This window comes from Streptomyces sp. NPDC054847, from assembly GCF_053610925.1.
Map to the genome: position 1 here is coordinate 1 of NZ_JBSGZJ010000328.1, position 8,045 is coordinate 8,045.

Sequence of the window (8,045 nt, forward strand, 5' to 3'; positions counted from 1 at the left end):
GCCGTCACGGCCGGGCCCTCACGAGGGACAGGGGAGCGTCAGACGATGTTCTCCGCGATCTCCGCCTGCTCGCGGGCGGTTCCGTACGCCGCCGGCGTGCCGTACGAGCGCCGGGCGACGAACCACCACACCGTGGCCAGGATCAGCACCGCCGCCAGCGCGATCGAGGCGTAGTTCATCGAGTCGACGGTCACCGGGTTCGACTGGGGCAGGCAGAACAGCACGGTCACGCACGCGACCCACACCACGGCGGTCCAGCCGATCGGCCTGCTCCAGCGGCCCAGCGACCACGGACCCGGCTGGAAGCGGTCGCCGGCACGCAGCCGCAGGTAGATCGGGATGGCGTACGCGGGCGTGATGCCGATGACGTTGATCGCGGTGACCGCTCCGTACGCGGTCGCCGAGTACAGCGACGGGACGGCCAGCAGGCAGGCGAAGGTCACCGACAGCCACACCGCCGGGACGGGCGTCTGCGTCCGGCTGCTCACCTTGCGCCACAGGGCGGAACCGGGCAGCGCGTTGTCCCGGCTGAAGGCGAACACCATCCGGCTGGCCGCGGCCACCTCCGCGTTGCCGCAGAAGAGCTGCGCGACGATCACCACGAGCAGCAGCGCCGTGGCGGCTCCGGTGCCGAGGGCGTCGATGAAGATCTGCGCCGGCGGTACGCCCGTCGCGGTGTCCTGGGTGCCCGCGTAGTCCTGGATGGCGAAGGTCAGGCCCGCCAGCAGCGCGAACCCGGCGATCCACGAGACCCAGATGGAGCGCACGATGCCCTTGGCCGCGGCCACGGACGCGTTGGAGGTCTCCTCCGAGAGGTGGGCCGAGGCGTCGTACCCGCTGAAGGTGTACTGCGCGAGCAGCAGGCCGATGGCGGCGACGTAGACCGGGTTGTCCCAGCCGGTGCCGTTGACGAACTCGCCGAAGACGAACTCCGGGGACTGGTGGTCGGACGGCACGATCGCGAGGGCGCCGACGATCAGGGCCACGCCGCCGAGGTGCCACCACACGCTGACCGAGTTGAGCAGGCTGACGAGCCGTACGCCGAAGAGGTTGAGGGTGGCGTGCAGCAGCAGGATGCAGATGAAGATGATCATCGTGGAGCCGGGTGTGGGCTCGATCCCCCACTGGAGGTTCAGGAACGCGCCGGTGAACAGGGCGCACCCGTAGTCGATGCCGGCGATGGCGCCCAGCAGACCGAGCAGGTTGAGCCAGCCCGTGTACCAGCCCCACTTACGGCCGCCGAGCCGGTCGGCCATGTAGTACAGCGCGCCCGACGTCGGATAGGCGCTGGTCACCTCGGCCAGGGCCATGCCGACGCAGAGGACGAAGAGACCGACGCCCAGCCAGCCCCACAGCATCACCGCGGGGCCGCCGGTGCCCAGCCCGAATCCGTACAGCGTCATACAGCCGGACAGGATCGAGATCACGGAGAAGCTGATCGCGAAGTTGCCGAAGCCGCCCATCCGGCGGGCCAGGACGGGCTGATAGCCGAGCTCCCTCAGCCGTTCCTCCTCGTCCTTGGGAGGGGTCCGGCCGGAATCCGACCACTTCGGCGGGGATATGGACATCGAGGTACCTCCGGGGAAAGGCGATGTACTTGAGCGGACAGGGCAAAGGGGTGGTGCGGCGGGCAGGGCACAGCGCGACGGGGGAGTACGCGCCAGGAGGAGTCCGGGGTGGGGACGTGGCCCGGTCGGGCGGCGGCGGCTCAGCCGTAGGGGCCCGCGGCCGGGCCGGGGCCGGGCCCGGCGTCACGCGCCGCCGCGAGGCAGCGCGCCCGTGCGCGAAGGAACACCTCCTCCGCGAGCGTCGCGTCAGCGGGATCGGGCGTCCGGTACGCCCACGGCAGCGTCGCGTAGAACGGGCCCAGCGCCTCGAACACCCGGGCGGCGTCGGCGAACTGGAGCGCCCCCCACAGCGCGTGGGCCAGGTGGCTGAGATCGAGCAGCGTGCGCGTCGCCGTGGGCGCGACATCGAACCAGTCGTGCAGGGCCAGCCGGCCGTCACGTGCCGCGTCGTCCGTGACCCAGTGCAGGTCCAGCGCCTTCTCCTGGCCGTTCTCCCGGCGGTAGCGCTCCACCCGCACATAGAGCGGCAGCACCTTGAGCGGCGAGCCCAGGGGCGCTGACGAGGACGCCCACTGGACGAAGTTGACCGCCTCGGAGAGATGGGTGCCGGAGCGCCGCGCGTACACGAACTGCAGCATCCGGTGGTACGCCTCGCGGTTGTGCGGATCTCGCTTGTCCGCCTGCGCCAGCAGGCCCCACGGGCCGGGGAAGAGCATCGGCCCGGGCGGTGCCATCCGGTGCTCGTCGAGCCGCTGCCCCTCGTCGAGCCGGGCGAGCGCCAGCAGGCACACCCACGGCACGGGGTCCTCGGGCGACCGGTGCGCCGCCGCCCGGCATGCTTCCCAGGCCTCGTGCCACAGGTCCTGGGTGTGCCGGTGCGCCTCGCGGTGTGCCCGTAACGCGCGTTCGACCGCGACCCTGCAGTGCATCACCGCGGCGGCGGCGCTGTCGGGTTCCTCCGCACGCCACGTCTGCACCGTGTCGGAGCCGGCGGCCACCGCCGCGAGCACCTGGGTGCGCTGGGTCCACAGGGCCCAGTCGGCCGTCGCCTCGAGAAGGTTCCGCATCGACAGCCAGCGGCCCGTGCGTAAGTCCTGGAGGGCGCTGCGCAGTTCCGTGTCCTGGCCGGCCGGATGGTAGACCGGGCGGAAGGAGTCCGGGGCCATCAGCACGCCACCCTTCCGGGACATGCCCGGGAGAGGTCGCCTAACACGGCTGCGGGGCCGTCGGGCCCGTCATCGCGCCGGCCGGTCCGCCGACCGTCGCGCGGTCCGCTCCGTGTTCCGTCGCAGGGGGGAGCCAGGGGGGAGCACTGGTCGTCATCGGGCCTCTTGGGGCAGTGGGGGCTGAGGCGAGCGTCGACGGCGGTTGGTCGGCCGGGCATCGACGGGGTCGGGCACGTACGGGGAACCGCGCCGTCCCCCGCATCGCTTCCGCGTGCGGGCCGATCTTACTCAAGCCGCGCCGCGCGGCAACCGGTTGACCAAGTCGCCGCCCGGCGGCGCCAGTTCCGCTCTTGACGGCGGCCGCGGCCTGCCCCACGCTTTCGTCTGCGATCAAGGTTTCTTCTACCGGAGAGCGGGGTGGCCGATGACGGGCCCGGTGCTTGCCGTCGACCAGGGCACCTCCGGCACCAAGGCGCTCGTCGTCTGTCCCGAACGCGGCGTGATCGGCACAGGTTTCGTGCCCGTGTCCCCTCGCTACGGCCCCGGCGGACGTGTCGAGGTGGACCCCGCCGAGCTGCTCGACTCCGTCCTCGGCGCAGGGCGCAGGGCTCTCGCCCACGCCGGCGAGCCCGTCGAGGCCGTCGGACTGGCCAATCAGGGCGAGACCGTCCTCGCCTGGGACCCCGCGACCGGCGAGCCGCTCACCACGGCCATCGTCTGGCAGGACCGGCGCTCCGAACCGCTCTGCGCCGAACTCGTCCCGCACGCCGAGGAGTTGACGCAGCTCACCGGGTTACCGCTGGACCCGTACTTCGCCGCGCCCAAGATGGCGTGGATCCGCCGCGAGCTCACCCGCGACGGCGTCGTCACCACCAGCGACTCCTGGCTCGTGCACCGGCTCACCGGCGCGTTCGTCACCGACGCGGCCACCGCGGGCCGCACCCAGCTCCTCGACCTCGACCAGGTCGCCTGGTCACAGCGGGCACTCGACCTGTTCGGCCTGTCCGGCGAACGGCTGCCCGACGTCGTGGACGCCGCCGGCCCCGTGGGCGTCACCACCGCCTTCGGCCCCGGGACACCGCTCACCGGACTGCTCGTCGACCAGCAGGCGGCCCTCCTCGCCCAGCGCGTCACCGAACCGGGAATCGCCAAGTGCACCTACGGCACAGGGGCATTCCTGCTCGCCCACACCGGCCGGCGGCCGCACCGCTCCACCACCGGGCTGGTCGGCTGCGTCGCCTGGCGGCTCGGCGGAAAGGCGAGCTACTGCCTGGACGGCCAGGTCTATACCGCGGCCTCCGCCGTCCGATGGCTCACCGACCTCGGGGTCGTCTCCGGCGCCGCGGACCTGGACACCGTCGGCTCGACCGTCCCCGACAGCGGCGGCGTCACCTTCGTGCCGGCGCTCGCCGGCCTCGCCGCGCCCTGGTGGCGCGGCGACGTCAGAGGCTCGGTCACCGGACTCGGACTCGACACCGGGCCCGGCCACCTCGTGCGCGCACTGTGCGAGGGCATCGCCGCACAGGTCGTCTCCCTCACCGACGCCGTCGCCACCGACCTCGGCTCCCCGCTCACCGCGTTGCGCGTAGACGGCGGCCTCACCCGGTCCGCGCTCCTCATGCAGGCCCAGGCCGACCTGCTCCAGATGCCCGTGGAGGTCTCCGCACTGCCCGACGCGACCGCACTGGGAGCCGCCGCGGTCGCCCGGCTCGGCATCGACCCGGGCCTGGCGCCGGAGCAGGTGGTCCCCGACCAGAAGCCGTCCGCCGTCTACGAGCCCCGCATCAGCGCCGACCGGGCTGCCGAACGGCTCGGCGTCTTCCGCGCCGAGGTCGAGGCCCTCCTCGAGCGATCCCCGTCCGCCGCCGGGAATCACGGCACGCGATGACCGTCACCACCAGCGGCGAACCGCCCGACCGGCTGTACGACGTGATCGTCGTCGGCGCCGGAGTCGTCGGCACCGCCGTCGCCCGCGAACTCGCCCGCCACCGGCTGCGCGTCGCGCTCGTCGACGCGGGCGACGACGTCGGCAACGGCACCTCCAAGGCCAACACGGCCATCCTGCACACCGGTTTCGACGCGGTGCCCGGCACCCTGGAGTCCCGGCTGGTACGCGAAGGCCGGCACCGCCTCGCCGCCTACGCCGAACAGAGCGGCATCCCCGTCGAACCCGTCGGCGCGCTCCTCGTCGCCTGGGACCGGGAACAGCTCGCCACCCTGCCCGCGCTCGCCGCCAAGGCCGCGCGCAACGGCTACCACGCCACCCGCCTGCTCGACGCCGCCGAACTCGCCGGCAGGGAACCGCACCTGGGCCCCGGCGCGCTCGGCGCCCTCGAGGTCCCCGACGAGTGGATCATCTGCCCCTGGACGACGACGCTCGCCTACGCCACCCAGGCCGTCCGCGCCGGCGTCGATCTGCACCTGAACTGCCAAGTACAGTCCGTCACCACCGGGACCCATCACGAACTGGCCACTTCACGGGGCCTGTTGCGCACCCGCTACCTCGTCAACGCGGCCGGACTGCACGCCGACGAACTCGACCGCCGGCTCGGCCGCCAGGACTTCACCGTCACCCCCCGGCGCGGCCAGCTCATCGTCTACGACAAGCTCGCCCGCCCCCTCGTCGGGCACATCCTGCTTCCCGTGCCCACGGCGCTCGGCAAGGGCGTCCTCGTCGCACCGACCGTGTACGGGAACGTGATCCTCGGCCCGACCGCGGAGGATCTCGACGACAAGCGGGCCACCGGGTCGAGCGCCGAGGGCCTCGAGACCCTGCGGGCCAAGGGCCGACGCATCCTGCCCGCACTGATCGACGAGGAGGTCACCGCCGTCTACGCCGGACTCCGCGCCGCCACCGGGCAGGACGACTACCGCATCCGGGCGCACCCCCGCCTGAGGTACGTCACCGTCGGCGGCATCCGCTCCACAGGACTGACCGCCTCCATGGCGATCGCCGACTACGTCACCGGCCTCCTCGGCGACGCGGGACTCCACCTCGGACCCGCCCGCGACCTCGAACCGGTACGGATGCCGAACATCGGCGAGGCACGGCCACGCCCGTACCAGCGGGCCGACCTGATCGCCGCTGACCCGGCGTACGGCACGATCGTCTGCCACTGTGAACGCGTCACCCGCGGCGAGATCCGCGACGCGCTCACCAGCACCGTCCCGCCCGGATCGCTCGACGGACTGCGGCGCCGCACCCGGGCCCGCGGCGGCCGCTGTCAGGGCTTCTACTGCGGACCCGCCGTGCGCGCGCTGTTCGAGGACGGCCGCCGATGAGCCGCACCGAGCGGGCCGTGGACGTCCTCGTCGTCGGGGCGGGACCCGCGGGCCTCGCCGCCGCGGCCCACCTGGCCGCGGCAGGCGCCGGCCGGGTCGAGGTGCTCGAACGCGAACAGGAACCCGGCGGCATCCCACGCCACAGCCACCACCGGGGCTTCGGACCACGCCACCGCCCGACCACCGGCCCCCGCTACGCCGAGCGCCTCGCCGACGCGGCCCTCGCCGCCGGAGCCGTGGTGCGCACGGGCGTCACCGCGACCGGGTGGGCGGATCCCCGCACCCTCGACACGACAGGCCCGCACGGCCTCGAACGCCTCACCGCACCCGCGGTCGTCCTGGCGACCGGCGCCCGCGAACGGCCGCGCAGCGCCCGGCTGGTCCCCGGCACCCGGCCGGCCGGCGTCCTCACCACCGGCGAACTCCAGCAGGCCGTCCACGTCCACGGCCAACCGGTCGGCAGCCACGCCGTCGTCGTGGCCCCGGCGGGCGCCGACGCCGTCGCCCGTGCCGCCGTCGACACGCTGCGGACGGCCGGGGCCCACGTCGTCGCCCTGGTCACCGCAGGCATCCGCGGCCCCCTCCGGTCACCGCGCCACCGGTTCCCGCTGCTCACCGGGTCGACCGTCGTGGAGCTCACCGGCCACGGCAGGCTGACGGGCGTCCGAGTCCGGGGCGACGACGGCCGCACCGCACTCCTCGACTGCGACACCGTCGTGTTCACCGGCGACTGGATCCCCGAGCACGAACTCGCCCGTCGCGGCGGCATCGCCCTCGACCCCGGCACCCGTGGACCGGCCGTCGACACCGCGTTCCGCACCGCCGTGCCCGGCGTGTTCGCCGTCGGCAACCTGCTGCACGGCGGCGAGCCGGCGGTGAGCGCCGCCGCCGAGGGCCGCGGCGTCGCCGGCCCGGTCCTCGCGCACCTGGCCGGCACGGACCCCTGGCCGGGCGGGGGAGTGCCGCTACGGGCCGAACCGCCGCTGCTGTGGGTCGCACCGAACCGTGTGCGCCCCGACGGACCGCCACCCCTCGGAGAGCGCTTCACCCTGCGCACCGCGGAACGCCTCCCCGCGGCCGTCCTCGTCGTCCACCAGGACGGCCGGGTACTGGACCGCCGGCGCCTGCCGCACACCGCCCTGCCCGGCAGGCCCCTCCACCTGTGCGCCCGCTGGACGGCCGCGGCCGACCCCGACGGCGGCCCGGTCGTCATCAGCGTCATGTCCGATTCCCGCCGGTCCGGCGCCTGGGCGCCACCCATACTGGCCGTATGACCACCGAGGCACGCACGGTAGAGGACAGCCGCTACCAGGCGGTGAGCAGCCGCGACGCACGCTTCGACGGAGTGTTCTTCTTCGCCGTCTCCACGACCGGCATCTACTGCCGGCCCAGCTGCCCCGCCGTCACACCCAAGCGCGAGAACGTGTCGTTCCACCCCACCGCCGCGGCCGCCCAGAGCGCCGGCTTCCGCGCCTGCCGCCGCTGCCGGCCCGACGCGGTCCCCGGCTCCGCCGAATGGAACGTCCGCGCGGACGTCGTCGGCCGGGCCGTGCGGCTGATCGGCGACGGCATCGTCGACCGGGAAGGCGTCGCGGGCCTCGCCGACCGGCTCGGCTACAGCGCCCGCCAGGTACAGCGCCAGCTCAACGCCGAACTCGGCGCGGGCCCCATCGCGCTGGCCCGCGCCCAGCGCGGCCACACCGCACGCGTACTCCTCCAGACGACGACCCTGCGGGCCACCGAGATCGCCTTCGCGGCCGGTTTCGCGAGCGTGCGCCAGTTCAACGACACCATCCGGGAGATCTACGCCGCCACCCCCACCGAACTGCGCGCCCTCAGGCCCGGCCGCCCCACCGCCGACAAGGGTGCCGCCGGGATCCCCCTGCGGCTCGCGCACCGCGGCCCGTACGCTGCGGACCGGATGTTCGACCACCTCGCCGCCCATGCCGTCACCGGTGTGGAGGAGGTCACCGGCGCGCCCGGCGGCCGCACCTACCGCCGCACCCTGCGGCTGCCCGGCGGCGCCGGG

At 74.0% G+C, this 8,045-nt stretch carries 6 protein-coding genes; 4 read left to right on the plus strand and 2 right to left on the minus strand.

The annotated features are described in order from the left end of the window. Positions 1 to 38: 38 nt before the first annotated feature. Positions 39 to 1,568, minus strand: coding sequence for an amino acid permease (locus ACWGH4_RS25905; RefSeq protein ID WP_356622565.1), 1,530 nt, complete (start codon positions 1,566 to 1,568; stop codon positions 39 to 41). Positions 1,569 to 1,708: 140 nt separating this feature from the next. After that, on the minus strand, positions 1,709 to 2,734 hold the full coding sequence (locus ACWGH4_RS25910; RefSeq protein ID WP_453465209.1) for a hypothetical protein: 1,026 nt from the start codon (positions 2,732 to 2,734) through the stop codon (positions 1,709 to 1,711). Between the two features lie 424 nt (positions 2,735 to 3,158). Between ACWGH4_RS25910 and ACWGH4_RS25915 the strand changes: the two genes are divergently transcribed. The 4 genes from ACWGH4_RS25915 to ACWGH4_RS25930 all read left to right on the plus strand — a co-directional run. After that, positions 3,159 to 4,622 carry an FGGY family carbohydrate kinase gene (locus ACWGH4_RS25915; RefSeq protein WP_453465212.1) on the plus strand — a complete coding sequence of 488 codons (1,464 nt, stop codon included), beginning with the start codon at positions 3,159 to 3,161 and terminating at the stop codon, positions 4,620 to 4,622. After that, complete coding sequence (locus tag ACWGH4_RS25920) at positions 4,619 to 6,016, plus strand: FAD-dependent oxidoreductase (protein ID WP_453465215.1); 1,398 nt, start codon at positions 4,619 to 4,621, stop codon at positions 6,014 to 6,016. The genes ACWGH4_RS25915 and ACWGH4_RS25920 overlap by 4 nt, the downstream gene beginning before the upstream one ends. Beyond that, positions 6,013 to 7,290, plus strand: coding sequence for an FAD-dependent oxidoreductase (locus ACWGH4_RS25925; RefSeq protein WP_453465218.1), 1,278 nt, complete (start codon positions 6,013 to 6,015; stop codon positions 7,288 to 7,290). The genes ACWGH4_RS25920 and ACWGH4_RS25925 overlap by 4 nt, the downstream gene beginning before the upstream one ends. Next, the coding region (locus tag ACWGH4_RS25930; RefSeq protein ID WP_453465221.1) for a bifunctional transcriptional activator/DNA repair enzyme AdaA at positions 7,287 to 8,045 on the plus strand (759 nt) is incomplete at its 3' end. The genes ACWGH4_RS25925 and ACWGH4_RS25930, both read left to right, overlap by 4 nt.

Coding starts and splice junctions, on each gene's coding strand:
- ACWGH4_RS25905 (WP_356622565.1), bottom strand. CDS start 1,568: ATGTCCATATCCCCGCCGAAGTGGTCGGATTCCGGCCGGACCCCTCCC.
- ACWGH4_RS25910 (WP_453465209.1), bottom strand. CDS start 2,734: ATGGCCCCGGACTCCTTCCGCCCGGTCTACCATCCGGCCGGCCAGGAC.
- ACWGH4_RS25915 (WP_453465212.1), top strand. CDS start 3,159: ATGACGGGCCCGGTGCTTGCCGTCGACCAGGGCACCTCCGGCACCAAG.
- ACWGH4_RS25920 (WP_453465215.1), top strand. CDS start 4,619: ATGACCGTCACCACCAGCGGCGAACCGCCCGACCGGCTGTACGACGTG.
- ACWGH4_RS25925 (WP_453465218.1), top strand. CDS start 6,013: ATGAGCCGCACCGAGCGGGCCGTGGACGTCCTCGTCGTCGGGGCGGGA.